Origin of the sequence: Paractinoplanes pyxinae, assembly GCF_026626335.1 — a bacterium.
GTDB classification, from domain to species: Bacteria; Actinomycetota; Actinomycetes; order Mycobacteriales; family Micromonosporaceae; genus Actinoplanes; species Actinoplanes pyxinae.
Map to the genome: position 1 here is coordinate 160,635 of NZ_JAPNTZ010000004.1, position 16,767 is coordinate 177,401.

Annotated in this window: 17 protein-coding genes; 13 read left to right on the forward strand and 4 right to left on the reverse strand. The window is 71.5% G+C overall.

Features of this window, described 5'->3' with window-relative positions:
- Nucleotides 1-61: 61 nt before the first annotated feature.
- The 7 genes from hisD to priA all read left to right on the forward strand — a co-directional run bounded on the left by hisD (nucleotide 62) and on the right by priA (nucleotide 5,028).
- Nucleotides 62-1,384, forward strand: a complete 1,323-nt coding sequence (hisD, locus tag OWR29_RS11910; protein ID WP_267562752.1) for a histidinol dehydrogenase — start codon at nucleotides 62-64, stop codon at nucleotides 1,382-1,384.
- A gap of 91 nt (nucleotides 1,385-1,475) precedes the next feature.
- On the forward strand, nucleotides 1,476-2,540 hold the full coding sequence (locus OWR29_RS11915; protein ID WP_267562753.1) for a histidinol-phosphate transaminase: 1,065 nt from the start codon (nucleotides 1,476-1,478) through the stop codon (nucleotides 2,538-2,540).
- Nucleotides 2,537-3,148: an imidazoleglycerol-phosphate dehydratase HisB gene (hisB, locus tag OWR29_RS11920; protein WP_267562754.1), complete on the forward strand. Its 612-nt coding sequence runs from the start codon at nucleotides 2,537-2,539 to the stop codon at nucleotides 3,146-3,148. Before OWR29_RS11915 ends, hisB begins: the two co-directional genes overlap by 4 nt.
- The gene (locus tag OWR29_RS11925) at nucleotides 3,148-3,294 is read left to right on the forward strand and encodes a CG2302 family histidine operon protein (RefSeq protein WP_166661101.1); all 147 of its coding nucleotides are present in this window, start codon (nucleotides 3,148-3,150) and stop codon (nucleotides 3,292-3,294) included. Before hisB ends, OWR29_RS11925 begins: the two co-directional genes overlap by 1 nt.
- Nucleotides 3,294-3,914 carry an imidazole glycerol phosphate synthase subunit HisH gene (gene hisH / locus OWR29_RS11930; protein WP_267562755.1) on the forward strand — a complete coding sequence of 207 codons (621 nt, stop codon included), beginning with the start codon at nucleotides 3,294-3,296 and terminating at the stop codon, nucleotides 3,912-3,914. Before OWR29_RS11925 ends, hisH begins: the two co-directional genes overlap by 1 nt.
- Before the next feature lie 3 nt (nucleotides 3,915-3,917).
- Entirely contained in the window at nucleotides 3,918-4,241 is a 324-nt protein-coding gene (locus OWR29_RS11935) for a hypothetical protein (protein WP_267562756.1), read from the forward strand.
- Between the two features lie 55 nt (nucleotides 4,242-4,296).
- On the forward strand, nucleotides 4,297-5,028 hold the full coding sequence (gene priA, locus OWR29_RS11940; RefSeq protein WP_267562757.1) for a bifunctional 1-(5-phosphoribosyl)-5-((5-phosphoribosylamino)methylideneamino)imidazole-4-carboxamide isomerase/phosphoribosylanthranilate isomerase PriA: 732 nt from the start codon (nucleotides 4,297-4,299) through the stop codon (nucleotides 5,026-5,028).
- 59 nt (nucleotides 5,029-5,087) lie between these two features.
- Here priA and OWR29_RS11945 read toward each other — a convergent pair whose 3' ends face one another.
- A complete protein-coding gene (locus tag OWR29_RS11945; protein ID WP_267562758.1) occupies nucleotides 5,088-5,984 on the reverse strand; it encodes a LysR family transcriptional regulator in 897 nt (298 codons plus the stop codon).
- Nucleotides 5,985-6,055: 71 nt separating this feature from the next.
- Between OWR29_RS11945 and OWR29_RS11950 the strand changes: the two genes are divergently transcribed.
- From OWR29_RS11950 to OWR29_RS11965, 4 genes are all read left to right on the forward strand, one after another.
- Nucleotides 6,056-6,931: an EamA family transporter gene (locus OWR29_RS11950; protein ID WP_267562759.1), complete on the forward strand. Its 876-nt coding sequence runs from the start codon at nucleotides 6,056-6,058 to the stop codon at nucleotides 6,929-6,931.
- Nucleotides 6,928-7,689: an imidazole glycerol phosphate synthase subunit HisF gene (gene hisF, locus OWR29_RS11955; RefSeq protein WP_267562760.1), complete on the forward strand. Its 762-nt coding sequence runs from the start codon at nucleotides 6,928-6,930 to the stop codon at nucleotides 7,687-7,689. Before OWR29_RS11950 ends, hisF begins: the two co-directional genes overlap by 4 nt.
- 226 nt (nucleotides 7,690-7,915) lie before the next feature.
- Nucleotides 7,916-9,739: an AMP-dependent synthetase/ligase gene (locus tag OWR29_RS11960; protein WP_267562761.1), complete on the forward strand. Its 1,824-nt coding sequence runs from the start codon at nucleotides 7,916-7,918 to the stop codon at nucleotides 9,737-9,739.
- Between the two features lie 73 nt (nucleotides 9,740-9,812).
- Nucleotides 9,813-10,265 carry a pyridoxamine 5'-phosphate oxidase family protein gene (locus tag OWR29_RS11965; protein WP_267562762.1) on the forward strand — a complete coding sequence of 151 codons (453 nt, stop codon included), beginning with the start codon at nucleotides 9,813-9,815 and terminating at the stop codon, nucleotides 10,263-10,265.
- An 8-nt stretch (nucleotides 10,266-10,273) separates the two neighbouring features.
- On the opposite strand, the gene yczR is transcribed toward OWR29_RS11965, so the two are convergent.
- Nucleotides 10,274-11,728 carry a MocR-like transcription factor YczR gene (yczR, locus tag OWR29_RS11970; protein WP_267562763.1) on the reverse strand — a complete coding sequence of 485 codons (1,455 nt, stop codon included), beginning with the start codon at nucleotides 11,726-11,728 and terminating at the stop codon, nucleotides 10,274-10,276.
- Nucleotides 11,729-11,787: 59 nt separating this feature from the next.
- On the opposite strand from yczR, the gene yczE reads away from it, so the two are divergent.
- Together yczE and OWR29_RS11980 are read left to right on the forward strand one after the other, a co-directional pair.
- Nucleotides 11,788-12,450, forward strand: a complete 663-nt coding sequence (gene yczE / locus OWR29_RS11975; protein ID WP_267562764.1) for a membrane protein YczE — start codon at nucleotides 11,788-11,790, stop codon at nucleotides 12,448-12,450.
- A 121-nt stretch (nucleotides 12,451-12,571) separates the two neighbouring features.
- Nucleotides 12,572-13,003: a hypothetical protein gene (locus OWR29_RS11980; protein WP_267562765.1), complete on the forward strand. Its 432-nt coding sequence runs from the start codon at nucleotides 12,572-12,574 to the stop codon at nucleotides 13,001-13,003.
- Nucleotides 13,004-13,025: 22 nt separating this feature from the next.
- Here the strand turns inward: OWR29_RS11980 and OWR29_RS11985 are convergent, their stop codons facing one another.
- Both OWR29_RS11985 and OWR29_RS11990 read right to left on the reverse strand, forming a co-directional pair.
- Complete coding sequence (locus OWR29_RS11985) at nucleotides 13,026-14,240, reverse strand: MFS transporter (RefSeq protein ID WP_267562766.1); 1,215 nt, start codon at nucleotides 14,238-14,240, stop codon at nucleotides 13,026-13,028.
- A gap of 1,289 nt (nucleotides 14,241-15,529) precedes the next feature.
- On the reverse strand, nucleotides 15,530-16,678 hold the full coding sequence (locus OWR29_RS11990; protein ID WP_267562767.1) for a S8 family peptidase: 1,149 nt from the start codon (nucleotides 16,676-16,678) through the stop codon (nucleotides 15,530-15,532).
- Between the last annotated feature and the right edge of the window lie 89 nt (nucleotides 16,679-16,767).

Genomic DNA, 16,767 nt, shown 5'->3' on the forward strand with positions numbered 1-16,767 from the left:
CCACCTGGGTCGGCCCGCCGCGGGCGCGGTTCTGTCGGGGGCGCCGCCTAAACTTGGCGGCGTGCTGAACCGGATCGACCTGCGCGGCTCCCACCGGGACCCGCGAGGCCTGCTGCCCCGTGCCCAGCTCGACGTCTCCGTGGCCGTCGAGCAGATCCGCCCCGTCGTCGAGTCGGTCCATGAGCACGGCTTCCCCGCGATCCGCGAGGCCACCCAGCAGTTCGACGGCGTGGCCCTCGACCGGCTGCGCGTGCCCGCCGCCGCCATCGCCGCCGCCGCCGAGACGCTCGAGCCCGAGGTGCGCGCCGCGCTCGAGGTGGTGATCGAGCGGGCCCGCAAGGTGCACGCCGACCAGCGCCGCACCGACGTGACGACCAAGGTGGTCCCCGGCGGCACGGTCACCGAGCGCTGGATCCCGGTGCGCCGGGTCGGCCTGTACGTGCCCGGCGGCCTGGCCGTCTATCCGTCCACCGTGGTCATGAACGTGGTGCCCGCCCAGGTGGCCGGGGTCGAGGCCCTGGTCGTGGCCAGCCCGCCCCAGAAAGAGAACAACGGCCTGCCCGACGCCCGCGTCCTGGCCGCCTGCGCCCTGCTCGGCGTCGACGAGGTGTACGCGGTCGGCGGCGCCCAGGCGATCGCCATGCTCGGCTACGGGGCCGACGGCGCCGACGAGGGCGACCGCTGCGAGCCGGTCGACATCATCACCGGCCCCGGCAACATCTGGGTCACCGCGGCCAAGCGCCTGCTGCGCGGCACGGTCGGCATCGACGCCGAGGCCGGCCCGACCGAGATCGCCGTCCTGGCCGACGACACGGCCGACCCCCGGCACGTCGCGGCCGACCTGATCAGCCAGGCCGAGCACGACCCGCTGGCCGCGAGCGTGCTGGTCACCGACTCGCCGGCCCTGGCCGACGCGGTCGACGCCGAGGTGCTGCGCCAGGTGGGCAGCACCAAGCACGCGGCCCGTGTGCAGACGGCGCTGGCCGGCGAGCAGTCCGGCGTCGTGCTGGTCGACGACCTCGAGCAGGGCCTGCGGGTGGTCGACGCGTACGCGGCCGAGCACCTCGAGATCCAGACCCGCGACGCCCGCGAGTGGGCGCTGCGGGTGCGTAACGCCGGGGCGATCTTCGTGGGGGCGTGGTCGCCGGTGTCGCTGGGCGACTACGCGGCCGGCTCCAACCACGTGCTGCCCACCGGCGGCTGCGCGCGCCACTCGTCCGGCCTGTCGGTGCAGTCGTTCCTGCGTGGGGTCCACGTCGTCGAGTACGACGAGGCCGCGCTGCGCGACGTCGCCGGCCACGTGGTCGCCCTGGCCAACGCGGAGGATCTGCCCGCCCACGGCGACGCCGTCCAGGCCCGCTTCCCGGCGGGAGGCCCGGCATGACCGGCCGCGTCGCGGTGACGCGCAACCAGGCGGGAGGCCCGGGCATGACCGGCCATTCCGCGGTGACGCGCAACCAGGTGGGAGGCCCGGCGTGACGACGATCGACGACCTGCCGATCCGCGACGACCTGCGGGGCAAGACGCCGTACGGCGCCCCGCAGCTCGACGTGGCGGTGCGGCTCAACACCAACGAGAACTCGTACCCGCTGCCCGACGCGGTGGTCGACGCGATCGCCAAGGCCGTGCAGGCCGAGCTGCGTGACCTCAACCGCTACCCCGACCGGGACGCGGTGGCCCTGCGGACCGACCTGGCCGACTACCTCGGCCACGGCCTGACCAGCGCCAACACGTGGGCCGCGAACGGCTCCAACGAGGTTCAGCAGCAGCTGCTGCAGGCGTTCGCCGGTCCCGGCCGCACCGCCCTGGGCTTCGGCCCGTCGTACTCGATGCACCCGCTGCTGGCCCAGGGCACCGGCAGCCGGTGGGTCGGAGCGCTGCGGGATCCCGATTTCGGGCTCACCCCGGCCGCCGCGCTGGCCCAGATCGAGGAGCACGACCCCGACCTGATCTTCCTGTGCTCGCCCAACAACCCGACCGGCACGGCGCTCGACCCCGAGGTCGTGACCGCCGTGCTCGGTGCGGCCCGGGGCATGGTGGTGGTCGACGAGGCGTACGCCGAATTCGCCCGTCCCGGCACGCCCAGCGCGCTGGCCCTGCTGCCGGGGCACCCGCGCCTGGTGGTGAGCCGCACGATGAGCAAGGCGTTCGGCTTCGCCGGGGGCCGGCTCGGCTATCTGGCCGCCGACCCGGCCGTGGTCGACGCCGTGCAACTGGTCCGCCTGCCCTACCACCTGTCCGCGCTCACCCAGGCCGCCGCCCGCGCGGCGCTGTCCCAGCGGGCGGCCCTGCTCGACACGGTCGAGGTGATCAAGCAGCAGCGCGACCGCATCGTCACCACGCTGCGCGAGCGTGGCCTGCGGGTGGCCGACAGCGACGCCAACTTCGTGCTGTTCGAGGTGGGCGGGGATCAGAAAATCGCTTGGCAGCGCCTGCTCGACCGCGGTGTGCTCATCCGCGACGTCGGCCTGCCGGGCTGGTTGCGCGTGACCGCCGGAACGCCCGCAGAGACCGATGCATTCTTGGAGGCCTTGCAGTGAGCCGCACCGCGCGCGTCGAGCGCGTCACCAACGAGACCAAGGTGCTCGTCGAGATCGACCTCGACGGCACCGGCAAGGGCGACCTGAGCACGGGTGTCGGCTTCTACGACCACATGCTCAACCAGCTGGCCCGGCACGGCGGCTTCGACCTGACCGTGCGCACCGAGGGTGACCTCGAGATCGACGCGCACCACACGATGGAAGACACGGCAATTGCGCTCGGTGACGCCTTCGCGCGTGCGCTGGGTGACAAGGCCGGCATCCGCCGCTACGGCTCGGCCACCATCCCGATGGACGAGGTGCTGGTGCGGGCTGCGGTCGACCTGTCCGGCCGGCCGTACATCGTGCACGACGAGCCCGAGCTCGCGCCGTACATCGGTCCGGTCTACCCGACCAGCATGACCCGGCACATCTTCGAGTCGTTCGGCCACGCGGCCCGGCTCACGCTGCACGTCAGCGTGCTCCGGGCGGCCCGCGACGGCGGCAAGCCCGACGCCCACCACGTGGTCGAGACGCAGTTCAAGGCGTTCTCGCGGGCGCTGCGCGAGGCGGTCGAGATCGACCCCCGCAACGCCGGCCAGCTGCCCTCGACCAAGGGCGTGCTCTGATGGCCATCGCGCTGTTCCTGCTGGCCGGCTTCCTGGTCGGCGGCGTGATCCAGCTCGTGCGCTCGGGGGCCACCAAGTTCAGCATCGGCCTGGTCGGGGTGCTCGCCGCCCTGGCCACGGCCGGCGGCATCCTGTGGTCGGTCTGATGACGAGCGTCGTGGTGCTCGACTACGGGTCGGGCAATCTGCGGTCGGCCGAGCGCGCTGTCGCGCGTACGGGCGTGGACGTCACCGTGACCAGCGACCTGACCGTCGCGGCCGAGGCCGACGGCCTGGTCGTCCCCGGCGTGGGCGCCTACGCCGCGTGCATGGCCGGCATCGACGAGATCGACGCCGGCCCGATGATCGCGGCCCGGGTCGCGGCCGGCCGTCCGGTGATCGGCATCTGCGTCGGCATGCAGATCCTGTTCGAGGCGGGCGTCGAGCACGGCGTCGAGACCAAGGGCCTGGGCCTGCTGCCGGGCGTCGTGAACAAGCTGACGGCCGAGCGCATCCCGCACATGGGCTGGAACACGGTCGACGTGCCGGTGGGGTCGCGGCTGTTCGACGGGCTCTCCGACGATTCCCGGTTCTACTTCGTCCACTCGTACGCGGCGAATGATGTCGACCTTCTTCGCGCGGCCGGCGGCAAGGTGACCACGGCGAGCCACGACAAGCCCTTCGCGGCGGCGGTCGAGCTCGGCCCGCTGAGCGCGGCGCAGTTCCACCCCGAGAAGTCGGGCGACGCCGGCTACGCGCTGCTGCGCAACTGGGTCGCCGGAATCTAGACGATGTCGAAGGAGCGTGCGCGGCGGCGCGAGGCGCGTCTCGCCGTGCTGGAGAAGGAGAAGGCCGCGCGCGCCCGCAAGGTGGCGCGGCGGCAGCAGCGGCGCCAGGTGCTGAATCGGCTCCGCCCTCGACGGCGGAGCAGTTCGGGCCAGCTCTATCGGCGCAGCCGGGGCGAACGGCTCGGCATCCTGCTGGTGCCGGCGGTGGCCATCGCCGCGGTGTGGCTGTTCGTGCCCGAGCTGTCGCTGCGGATCGTGCTCACCGCAGTGCTGGTCCTTGCCGCCCCGGCTCTCGTGGTCGTCGTCCTCGGCCGCAAGGCCGGCTGATCCACCCCGTCGTCCACGGCCGTGAAGCCGGCCGAACTATCTGGAGAGAGCAACCATGACCTTGCAGCTGCTGCCCGCCGTCGACGTCGCGGACGGTCAGGCCGTCCGCCTCGTGCAGGGCGCCGCCGGCTCCGAGACGGCCTACGGCGACCCGCTCGAGGCCGCGCTGGCCTGGCAGAACGACGGCGCCGAGTGGGTGCACCTGGTCGACCTGGACGCGGCCTTCGGGCGCGGCTCCAACGCCGAGCTGCTGGCGGGCGTGGTCGGCCGGCTCGACGTCAAGGTGGAGCTGTCCGGCGGCATCCGCGACGACGAGTCGCTGACCCGGGCCCTGGCCACCGGCTGCGCGCGGGTCAACATCGGCACCGCCGCGCTGGAGGACCCGGAGTGGTGCGACCGGGTCGTGGCCGAGTACGGCGACCGGGTGGCGATCGGCCTGGACGTGCGCGGCCGCACCCTGTCGGCCCGCGGCTGGACCCGCGACGGCGGCGACCTGTACGAGGTGCTGGCCCGGCTCGACAAGGCGGGCGCCTCGCGCTACGTGGTCACCGACATCACCAAGGACGGCATGATGCGCGGCCCGAACGTCGAGCTGCTGCGCGAGGTGTGCGCGGCCACCGACAAGCCGATCATCGCCAGCGGCGGCGTGTCCACCCTGGACGATCTGCGGGCGCTGGCCGCGCTGGAGCCGGTCGGCGTCGAAGGCGTGATCGCCGGCAAGTCGCTCTACGCGGGCGCGTTCACCGTGCGTCAGGCGCTCGACGCGCTGGCCGAAGCCGCGGCCTGATTCGCCGGTGCGTCAGGCGTTCGACGCGCCGGCTGCAGAAAAGGGCCTGATCCGCGCGCCTACTGGGCGTCGACGGCCCGGCTCCACGACTCGCGCAGGGCCGCCACGGCCGCCCCCACGGCGGGGCGGGCCGTGGAGGCCTCGCGCCACGCCACCACGACCCGGCGCTTCGGCTCGGGGGTGACGCGGACGACGCGTACGCCCGGGGGAAGTTCTCTCGACCGCGCCAGCCGGGGGATGACGGCGACCCCGAGCCCGGCCGCGATCAGGGTCAGCTGGGTCTCGAACTCGCCGACGTGGAAGTCGGGCTGCACGCCGGGGATCGCGCGCAGCAGCCACTGGTGGCAGACGTCGCCGGCCGGGGCCGCGATCCACCGTTCGTCGCCGAGCTTCGACCGCGGCACGGTGTCGCCGAAGCGGTGGCCGCTGGGCACGATCAGGTCGGCCACGTCCCAGCCCAGCTCGACGTGCGTGACGCCGCTCGGATAGCGCAGGGCCACCTCGGGCCAGTCGTCGAGCACGGCCAGGTCGGCGTGCCCCCGGTGCAGCACCTCGAGGCCTTCGTGCGGGTTCACCTCGACCAGCCCGGTGCTGAGCTGCGGATGCTCCAGGGCCAGGCGATGCAGCGCGTACGGCAGGAGGGCGCGGCAGGCCGTGGCGAACGCCGCCACCGTGAGCCGCCCGACGACCGTGTCGCGGTGCGCCGCCAGGGCCGCCTCGGCCTCGTCGACCGTGGCCAGCACCTTCTCGGCGTGCCGGGCCAGCACCCGGCCGGCCTCGGTGAGCCGCAGCCGCCGCCCGTCCTTCTCGACGAGTGTGGCGCCCGTCTCGCGCTCGAGCTTGGCCAGTTGCTGCGACACGGCCGACGGGGTGCAGTGCAGCGCCTCGCCCGCCGCCAGCACCGTCTTGTAGCTGGCCACGGCGTGCAGGGCGCGCAGGCGGCCCAGATCCATCATGCAGCCACGCTACATCTTGGGTGTAGCAAATTTCGATGGTGCTTAACGGTCGCCGTGGCCAGGCTGAGGGAGTGAAACCGCGTGATCTCGCCCTGACCGTGGGCCTCATGGCCGTCTGGGGCTTCAACTTCGTCGTCATCGAGACCGGCCTCGACCACTTCCCGCCGCTGCTGTTCAACGCGCTGCGCTTCACCCTGGCCGCGTTCCCGGCGGTGTTCTTCGTGGGCCGGCCGCAGGTGCCGTGGCGGTGGATCGTCGCCGTCGGGCTGATCCTCGGCGTCACCAAGTTCTCGCTGCTGTTCGGCGGCATGGCGGCCGGGATGCCGGCCGGGCTGAGCTCGCTCGTGCTGCAGAGCCAGGCCGTCTTCACGATGGTCTTCGCGGTGCTGCTGCTGCGCGAGCGGCCGCGTCCGGTCCAGATCGCCGGGCTGCTGGTCGCGGCGGCCGGGGTCGCCCTGGTGGCCACCCGGATGGGGGCCGGGCTCGGGGCGTTCCTGCTGATCGTCGGGGCGGCCGCCGCCTGGGGGCTGTCCAACATCGCCACCCGCAAGGCGTCCCCGCCGGACACGCTGCGGTTCATGGTCTGGGCCAGCGCTGTCGCGTCGGGTCCCCTGATCGTGCTGTCGCTGCTGGTGGACGGCCCGTCGGCCGATCTGGCGGCGCTGCGGGCGTTCGATCTGGAAGCGCTGGCGGCGTTGCTCTACGTCGCGCTGATCTCGACGCTGGCCGGCTTCGCGGTGTGGGGGCGGCTGCTTCAGACGTACGGGGCCTCGACCGTCGCGCCGTTCTCGATGCTCGTGCCGTTCTTCGGCTTGGCCTCGGCGGCGATCTTCCTGGGCGAGCGGATCACCGCCGTCGAGGTGACCGGGGCAGTGCTCGTGGTCGGCGGCATCCTGCTGGGCCTCGTCAAGCTCCGGGCGCCCCGCCTCGTTAGGGTTGAGGCATGACGGTTGCCGTGCGCGTGATTCCCTGCCTCGACGTGGACGCGGGCCGCGTCGTCAAGGGGGTCAACTTCGTCGACCTGCGCGACGCCGGCGATCCGGTCGAGCTGGCCGCCGCGTACGACGCTCAGGGCGCCGACGAGCTGACGTTCCTCGACGTCACCGCGTCCTCGGATGATCGCGGCACGATGCTGGACGTGGTGCGGCGTACGGCCGAATCGGTCTTCATCCCGCTCACCGTGGGCGGCGGCGTGCGCTCGGTCGAGAACGTCGACGTGCTGCTGCGGGCCGGCGCCGACAAGGTCGGGGTCAACACGGCGGCCATCGCCCGGCCGTCGCTGATCGAAGAGATCGCCCAGCGCTTCGGCAATCAGGTTCTGGTGCTCTCGCTGGACGTGCGCCGATCTTCCGAGCAGCCCAGCGGGTGGGAGGTCACCACGCACGGCGGCCGGCGCAGCGCGGGCCTCGACGCCATCGAGTGGGCCGCGAAGGTGGCCGAACTGGGCGCGGGCGAGATCCTGCTCAACTCGATGGACGCCGACGGCACCAAGGCCGGTTTCGACCTCGACCTGATCGCCGCCGTCCGGAAGGTCGTCGACATCCCGGTCATCGCCAGCGGCGGCGCGGGAGCGGTCGGACACTTCCCGCCGGCCGTGGCGGCCGGGGCCGACGCCGTACTCGCCGCAAGCGTCTTTCACTTCGGTGACCTGTCGATCGGCGAGGTCAAGCAGTCGCTGCGCGAGGCGGGCAATCCCGTCCGCTGAAGCTGGCAATGTGCTGAGAAATGCCTGCCTGGGGGCAAGTACTTTGGTGGGGAAATGCGCGTTTCACGTCGTGGGACGATGAGATGTGGCGGTCGATACACTTGCGGTGATGCTGCTTGATCGCTAGCGGCGCCGGGGCGGCACTAGCCCTCCCGCCACCGTCCCAATACTCTGCGGTAACACAAAAGTTAAATCCCCCCGCACGACTGACCATAAGGCGGCGCCGATGGCTCTCGAGGTTCCCTACCGGTCGATCCCCGACATGTTCTTCAAGCGCGTGGCCGCGACCCCCAACGGCCAGGCCTTCGCGGTGCCGAACGCCGACGACACGGGCATGGTGTGGTACACGTGGGCGCAGGTGGGTGAACGGGCCTCGGCCATCGCGGCGGGCCTGCGTGACCTCGGGGTGGGCCTGGAGGACAGGGTGGCCATCCTGTCCGGCACGCGGTACGAGTGGGTGCTGGCCGATCTCGGCATCAACGCCGCCGGCGCCGCCACCACCACGGTCTACCCGACCACCGAGCCCGAGGACGCGAGCTACATCGTCTCCAACTCCGGCTCCAAGGTGCTCTTCGCCGAGAACGCGCAGCAGGCGCTGAAGATCGCCGGCGTCGAGACCGACGTGACCCACGTGGTGCTCATCGACGGGCTGGCCGACGCGGGCGCGACGCCGCCCCAGCTCACCCTGGCCGAGCTCGAGGAGCGGGGCGCCGCCGTCCTGCGCGAGCGGCCGAAGCTGATCGAAGAGGTCGTCGAGTCGATCGGCCCCGACAACCTGGCCACCCTCATCTACACCTCGGGCACCACCGGCCGCCCCAAGGGTGTGCAGCTGCTGCACTCGGGCTGGACGTGGGAGGGCGTGGCCCAGCAGGGCCTCGGTCTGTTCGAGTCGTCCGACCTGCAGTACCTGTGGCTGCCGCTGTCGCACTCGTTCGGCAAGACGCTGCTCTGCGGCATCATCCACGTCGGCGTGCCGACCTACGTCGACGGCCGCGTCGACAAGCTGGTCGACATGCTCGCGGTGGTCAAGCCGACGCTGATGTGCGCGGCGCCCCGCATCTTCGAAAAGGTCTACAACAAGACCGTCACCACGGCGCTGGCCGGCGGCGGGGCCAAGGCCAAGATCTTCCACTGGGCCGTCGCCACCGGCAAGCAGAAGGTCGCCCTCGAACAGGCCGGCAAGCCGGTCCCGGCCGGGCTCAAGCTCAAGTTCGGCGTGGCCGAGCGGCTGGTCTTCTCGAAGCTGCAGACCCGCCTCGGCGGGCGGCTGCGGGTGCTGGTCAGCGGGTCGGCTCCGCTCAGCCGCGAGATCGCCGAGTTCTTCGCGGCGGCCAACCTGCCGATCATGGAGGGCTACGGCCTGACCGAGAGCAGCGCGGCCAACTTCGTCAACCGGCTCGAGAAGCTGAAGATCGGCACGGTCGGCCTGCCGCTGGGCGACCTCGAATGCAAGATCGACACCGACGGCGAGGTGCTGCTGCGCGGCGCCCCGGTCATGCGCGGCTACCACAACCTGCCGCAAGAGACCGAAGAGGCGTTCACCGAGGACGGCTGGCTGCGCACCGGCGACATCGGCGAACTCGACGCGGACGGCTTCCTGTCGATCACCGACCGCAAGAAAGACCTGGTCAAGACGTCCGGCGGCAAGTACATCGCGCCCAGCGCGATCGAGGGCCAGTTCAAGGCGGTCTGCCCGTACACCTCGCAGGCGGTCGTGGTCGGCCAGGCCCGCAACTTCGTGACCATGCTGATCTCGCTCGACGAGGACGCGATCAAGGGCTGGGCGGCGAGCGGACCGCTGTCCGGCAAGAGCTACGAAGAGATCGTGGCCGCGCCCGAGACCGAGAAGATGGTCGCCGGCTACGTGGAAGAGCTGAACAGCAAGCTCAACCGGTGGGAGACGATCAAGAAGTTCGCCATCCTGCCCCGCGACCTGAGCATCGAGGCCGGCGAGATCACCCCGTCCATGAAGATCAAGCGGCGGTCGGTCGAGACCAACTTCTCCGAGCAGATCGACAAGATGTACGCGGGTTCGCTTGCGCAGATCTGACGGTCCGCACCCTGCACTTCTCGCGCGTACGGCCGGGGCCACCGCCCCGGCCGTTTCGTCGTAGGCTGCGGCGATGGCTGACGATCCGCGGTCGAAGGAACAGCGCAAGGCGGACGTGCTCGCGCGGTTGAGCGCTCCGGTGGCCGACGCCTGGGTGGCGACGGCCGGCGACGGCGGCCCCTATCTCGTGCCGTTCACGCTGGCCTGGTTCCGGGAGCGCCTGCTGCTCGCCACCGGGCGCAAGTCGCCGACGGTCCGCAACATCGCCGCCAACGGGCGGGCCCGGATCGGTTTCGGGCCGACCCGCGACGTCATCCTGATCGAGGCCGAGCTGGAGGCGACGCTGCCGGTGGCCGAAGCGGTGGACGAGGGCGCCGCCTACGCGGAGCAGAACGACTGGGATCCGCGGGAGGCCGGCGAGGCGTACGTCTTCCTCGTGCTGCGCCCGGCCCGCGTACTGGCCTGGCGTGAAGAGAACGAACTGCCCGGCCGCGAACTGATGCGCGACGGCGCCTGGCTGGTGTGAGCCCCGGGTCAGGCGATGACCGAAGGCGTACGCCAGGAAGGGATCGTCGCCCGGTCGAGGTCGTGGCGGACCGAGGCGATGCGGCGGACGGCCTCGGTGAGCTGGTCGGACGGCAGGGCGAAGGGCAGGCGCAGGTAGCGCTCGAGGGTGCCGTCCAGACCGAAGCGGGGGCCGGGAGCCAGCCGTACGCCCACGTCCTCGGCCGCCCTCGCCAGCGCGCTCGAGATGGGGCCGTCGAGTTCGGCCCAGATCGTCGCCCCGCCCGGCGGCAGCACGAAACGCCACTCGGGCAGCAGTTCGATCACCGCCGCGGCCAGCACATCGCGTTGCTGCCGGAGTTCGGCCCGGCGGTCGCTGAGGATCTTGGGCGCGTGTTCCAGCAGCCGCACGGCGACGAGCTGCTCGAGCACCGGGCTGGCCATGTCGACCCCGACCCGGATGGCCGCCAGGCGCTGCACCAGCGGGGCCGAGGCGCGCACCCAGCCGATCCGCAGGCCGCCCCAGTAGCCCTTGCTCAGGCCGCCGATCGACACCACCCGCGAGTGCCGGTCGAACACGGCCACCGGCGGCGGCATCCCGTCCCCGTCCAGCTGCAGGTCGACCCAGGACTCGTCGACGACCAGGTCGGTGCCGGTGCTGTGAGCCGTGGCGACCATGCGCTCGCGCAGTTCGGCCGGCATCAGGTGCCCGGTCGGGTTGTGGAACTCGGGGATCACGTACGACAGCCGCGGCCGGGTCTGCCGCAGCGCCCCCAGCAGCATCTCGCCGTCCCAGCCGGTCGCCGTGTCCAGCCCGTGCGTGCTTATCCGGGCCCGGCGCGCGGACAGGGCGGCCAGCGCGTTCGGATAGGTCGGGGCTTCCACCAGTACGGGTGATCCGGGCGGCGCCAGCAGCCGGAGCACGAGGTCGAGGGCCTGCTGAGTGCCGCCGGTGATCAGGATCTGCTCGGCCGAGGTGGCCACCCCGCGCGCCTGGTAGCCGGCCGCGACCGCCTCGCGCAGCTCGATCAGGCCGGTCGGGTGGTAGCCGGCGCTGCCCAGGTAGCGGGGCAGGTCGTCGGCGGCGGCGCGGGCGGCCGGCACCAGCTCGGGCGGGGCGGCGGAGGCGGCCACCCCGAGGTCGATCACGTTGCGGTCGTCGTCGGGCGTCCACAGGCCGGAGGTGGCGACGCGGTGGCCGTTGGGCAGCGTGGTCCAGCTGCCGGCGCCGCGGCGGCTGGTCAGGTGGCCGGTCTCGCGCAGGGTGCGGTACGCCGCGCTGACGGTCGTGCGGCTCACGGCGAGGGCCTCGGCCAGCTCCCGCTCGGCCGGAAGACGTACGCCCAAAGGAAGCCGGCCGTCAGACAGCAGGCCCCGTACGGCGGCCGCGAGCGCGGCGTAGTCGGGGCTGCGGTGACGACCCGGAAGCGAATGCCACTGACCGAGCAGCCGGGCCAATTGGCCCCCGCGTATCGTCGTCGTCACATCCACCTCCGGCGAATTGGCTCTTCAGCTTCGCACAATTGGCCTTCAGAGTGGCATTCATGGACCCCAGTGACAACAGAGATCGTCGTCTCGTCCGGCGCACCGTCCAGCTCTTCGCCGGGCTGGTGCTGTACGGCGTGAGCATGGCGTTCATGGTCGAGTCGGCGCTGGGCCTCAACCCGTGGGACGTGTTCCACCAGGGTCTGTCCAAGGTCACCGGGATCAGCTTCGGCCTGGTGGTGATCCTGCTCGGCATCCCGATCCTGCTGCTGTGGATCCCGCTGCGCCAGCGCCCGGGCTTCGGGACGCTGGCCAACATCGTCGTGGTCGGCTTCGCGGTCGACGCCGCCCTGAGCGTGCTGCCGGCGGGCGGGACGATCCCGGCCCGGATCGGCTATCTGGTCGGCGGCATTCTGCTGAACGGACTGGCCACGGGCCTGTACATCGGCAGCCGGTTCGGTCCCGGCCCGCGCGACGGGCTGATGACCGGGATCGTCGGGCGCTTCCCCCGGCTGTCCATCCGGCTGGTCCGCACCACGATCGAGGTGCTGGTCCTGGGAGTGGGATTCCTGCTCGGCGGCACGGTCGGCATCGGCACCGTCGCGTACGCTCTGGCCATCGGCCCGCTCGTGCATCTGTTCCTGCCCTGGTGCACCGTGGGCGGCGCCGCGCGGCCCGGGCTCACGTTCACTCACGCCGCGCCCGCGTCCACAAAGGACTGAGGGATTCGCCCGGCGATCCGCCTACTGATTCGGTTTAGCACACAAGATCCTCGGTCACAGCTTTGTGATCATCACGACACATTCGCTTCCCGGGACCCCGGCGGCACGGCATCATTGCCGCATGGGGGCTGGTGACTGGCAGTGGAACGACGCTTGGATCTTCGTGTCCGCGGTCATCGCCGAGCGCCTCGAGCGGGACAGGGCCCAGCACGCCGCCCTGCCCATGGTCGGGGCCAGCCTGGCCGACCTGCTCGCCGCGGCCGACTTCCTGCACCACAGCGTGCCCAGCCGGGCCGAACTCGAAGAGTCGGTGCGCCGCCTGGCCGGCGCGGGCCTGCTCCTCGTCGAGGACGACCTGGTCGAGGTGGCGCCGGCCGGTGAGCAGCTGTGGCGGGGGCGCCCGTTCAGCGGCCTCTCCTCGGCCGTCATGACGCTGCAGACCCAGCTCAACCGCGGCGCCGGCGAACCGGGCGACGCCGACTGGACCCTCGACGAGCAGACGTACGCCCTGGCCATGCGCGAGTACCGCCACCGGCTGGCCGACGACCGTTGAGCCGTCCCCGGCGGCATGCCGGTCAGGGGGTGATCGACTCGATGGGCTTCATGTCACGGATCGCCGGGGCGACGGAAGCGGTCAGCGCCGACACCGAGACGGTCGCCGCGAAGAGCGCGATGCTGATCGGTGCGCCCCAGGCCGTGACGAAGACGCCGGCCAGCAGCGGCGCCACGGTGGCGGCCGACATGGCGGCCAGGAAGATGACGCTCAGCACCCGGCCCTGCAGGTGGTCCGGAGTGATGGCGGCCTGATACCCGAAGAGCGCGGCGTTGCAGGCCGGCCCCACGAAGATGGCGAGCGCGATCGGGGCGGCCGCGGCCACGCTGGAGGTGAGGAAGGCGCTGACCGCCAGGAACAGCGTCGCCGCCCAGCACAAGCCGCGGATCAGCACGGCGAACGACAACCAGCGTTGCAGCGTGGGCGCGACCAGGGCGCCCATCAGCCCGCCCGCCCCGACGATGGTCTCGGTCAGGCCGATCACCCCCGGCTGCACCTCATGCCGTTGCAACGTGACGATGATCGTGAACATCGAGCCGTACAGCGCGAGGTTCAGGGGTGCGGCGACGACCAGGACGGTCCGCAGGAACGGGTTGCGGAAGACGAAGCTCAACCCCTGCAGCAGGGCCGCGCGGTGCCCCGCGTGCTCGCGCGGCCGGTCCGCCTGCAACGGCTTGCGGATCAGGGCGATGCCGATGAGCGAGGCCAGATAGGACAGCGCGTTCCCCACGAAAGGCAGCGCCGGCGTGAGACCGAACAGGACACCGCCGAGCGGCGGCCCGGCCAGCGAGGTGCCGTAACTGCGGGCCTCGTTACGGGCCACGGCGGCGGGCAGTTGAGTGGCCGGCACGATGCTGCGCAGGGCCGCATGCTCCGTCGTATTGAAAAGTGACCCGCAGACGGCGTCGATCAGGGCCACCACGACGATCTCGGTCAGCCCCGCCCGCCCGGTGGCGACGGCCAGGGCCAGGGCCGCGAACGCCACCAGCCGGATGACGTCGCAGGTGAGCATGGCCCGGCGCCGGTTCAGCTGATCGGCCAGCACCCCCGACGGCAGCCGGCAGACAAGCTTGGCCACCTGCGCCGCCGTACCGACCGCGCCCGCCTTGACGGCCGAATCGGTCACGTCGAGAACCAAAAGCGGTATCGCCAGCGTGGCGATCGCCCCGCCCAGATCCGACAAACTCTGACTCGTCCACAGCAGAGTGAATTCACGATTGCGCCACAACGTGCTCACGGCGCCACCCCGGACCAGAACACGTTCCGCAATCTCATGGTCACGCCATGGAGGATATGTACTGCATCCGATGTCCGCCGACTTCAGGCATCAACGAACCTCGCTTCCCGCCCTGTTCCCCCACACTTCGGGCCAGCATCGATGCCCTCCGGCCGGGCCTTGGCGAGGTTCACTGACTTTGTCCACAGGTCTGGCCGGCCGCTCGATGCGGGACGCCCTCGCCTGTGGACAACGCGGCCCTCGTTCTTCGATAGCGGCGTACCCTCAACGCCATCGCTCCAAGAAGGCTGCCGACGGTTTTTCGAGAGGCCGCCCACTAGTGCGGCGTTGCCGGTTCGGCTCACGCCAGTGCCGTCAGGCGGTGGCCCGGGCTTGGGCTCGGCGGGCGGCGCGTCGGCCTGCCGGTCGCTGCCACGGTTGAGCTTGCGACTTCGAGCGGGGCGGTGTTGCCGGTTGCGGGGCGACGCCTCAGAGCATGGCGAACGCCGTTTCGGAGGCGAGCCGCTGGTGATCTCCGCCGGTCGTGACCAGCGGTTGCCCGGCGACGTCGTCGCGTTCGTCGGGACGCTGGGCCGTTTGTGGCTCGCCGGGCGGGGGCGATAGCGGTGACCGAGGGTCCGAGCAGGTCGGCGAGGTGGCTGATGTCGGTGCTGAGCTGCTGGCGGCGGCGGACCACTTAGCGCGCGGTCGCGGTCGCGGTGGCCGGGCCGCTCGCAAATTGCCGTGCGTCATTGCTCACTCGGGTGTGCGGTCGACGCTTTGGCGGCGTCAACGCGTTCGGCCCTGCTGCACGCGGAACGGGATCCGCGCCTCCCGGATCTCCTCGACACCCGGACAATCCGCTTCGGCACCGCCAGCCGTGGTGGTTGCGTCGGGCTGCGCTGCGATCTGCCGGGTCGGATGAGCGGAGGGCTGGTTGAGGGCCGTGCTGCATCGTGCCGGGTCGGGCTGGTTGAGGCTGCGCGCGACTTGGGTGTTGGGCTTGGGCGCAACCACTCACGCACGTCGCCGTGGTGGGGTGAGCGTTTTGGACGCGCCAGCGGCCAGCTCGGCCCGCCGCGGTCCTCGGCGGGAGCGACGGTCTGTACCCACCACCCCGCTACGACATCCTGAATTTGACCTTGTGGTTCTGCTGGCGAAGCTCGGGAAGTCAGCCCGGGTGGAAGCCGCGATGCGAGGGGAAGATCGGCGTCCAGCTTTGCGTGCGCGGAACCATGCGCGAAGAGTGCGAGGCCAGGGGAAAGACGATGCCCGGCCCCGGGAAGAAGCCGGAGCCGGGCATCGAAGCGCTACTGGACTACGAAGAGCAGGCGGTTGGGGGAGTTGGTTCCCGGGTTTGTGACTACGCCGGTGGTGGCGTTGTTGACCAGGCTGTCGCGGACCTGGGTGGGGGTGTAGCTGGGGTCGCGCGAAAGGACCAGGGCGGCCGCGCCGGCTACGTGGGGGCTGGCCATTGAGGTGCCGCTGATGGAGTTGGTGGCGGTGTTCGAGTTGTACCAGGCCGAGGTGATGGAGCTGCCGGGGGCGAAGATGTCCAGGCAGGTGCCGTAGTTCGAGTAGCTGGCCCGGGCGTCGGTGCTGGTGGTGGCGCCGACGGTGATGGCTGCGGCCACGCGGGACGGGGAGGAGTTGCAGGCGTTGGCCGACGAGTTGCCGGCGGCCAGGGCGAACGTGATGCCGCGGGAGATCGCGTTGTTGACCGCGTTGTCCAAGGTGGTGCTGACGCCGCCGCCGAGGCTCATGTTGGCTACCGCGGGGCGGGCCGTCTGCTGGCCGACCCAGTTGACGCCGGCGATGACGCCCGCCGTGGTGCCGCTGCCGGAGCAGTTCAGGACGCGCACGCCGACCAGGCGGACCTGCTTGGCCACGCCGTACGTCGTGCCGCCGACCGTGCCCGCCACGTGGGTGCCGTGGCCGTTGCAGTCGACGGCGCCCGTGCCGACCGCGTCGTAGCCGGCCGTGGCCCGGCCGCCGCTGAACTCGTTGTGCGTGTAGCGGATGCCGGTGTCGATGATGTACGCGGTGACGTTCGACGCCGTCGTCGGGTACGTGTACGTGGTGCTCAGCGGCCGGTTGCGCTGGTCGATGCGGTCGATGCCCCACGTCGCGTTGTTCTGCGTCGCGTTCAGGGAGATCGTCTGGTTCTGCTCGACGTAGGCGACGCCGGGGCTGGCCGCGAGCCGCTTGGCCTGGGCCTGGCTCATCTTCGCCTCGTAGCCGTTGATGATGCCCAGCTGCTGCCGTACCTGCCCGCCCACGCTCGCGGCCTGGGTCTTGGCGCCGGGCTGGAGAACGACGATGTAGCTGTCGGGAATCGCCGTAGCGGCGCCTGCCAGTCGCAGGTCGCCCGTGGGGGCGGCCGCGGCGGGGGTGCCCACCGCGACGGCCGCGGTGACCGCGGCGAGCAGGCCGGCGGCCAGGGTGCGTCGAGTCGCCATACTGATCCTCTCCCGGAGCTCTTGAATTGACGTTTGTCACTTCAATACGGAGAGCCTAGGCGCGCCGGTCCTCGATCGCCGCCATACCG